2 tRNA genes are annotated in these 224 nt (G+C 50.9%); both read left to right on the top strand.

The window, feature by feature from the left end:
- Positions 1 to 41: 41 nt before the first annotated feature.
- A tRNA-Tyr gene (locus IC173_RS20600) sits at positions 42 to 126 on the top strand.
- 9 nt (positions 127 to 135) lie between these two features.
- Positions 136 to 219: transfer RNA gene (locus tag IC173_RS20605), tRNA-Leu, on the top strand.
- Positions 220 to 224 lie beyond the last annotated feature (5 nt).

Consider the following 224-nt stretch of genomic DNA (forward strand, 5'->3'; position numbering starts at 1 on the left):
TAGGTTCGATTCCTATCACCAGCTCCATGTAAAATTAATACGGAGGATTTCCCGAGCGGCCAAAGGGGGCAGACTGTAAATCTGTTGTCATCGACTTCGGTGGTTCGAATCCACCATCCTCCACCAAAAAAATGCGCGGATGTGGCGGAATTGGCAGACGCACTAGACTTAGGATCTAGCGCCATTGGCGTGGGGGTTCGACTCCCTTCATCCGCACCATTTTT

Origin of the sequence: Clostridioides sp. ES-S-0048-02, from assembly GCF_020658495.1 — a bacterium.
Taxonomy (GTDB): Bacteria; Bacillota; Clostridia; order Peptostreptococcales; family Peptostreptococcaceae; genus Clostridioides.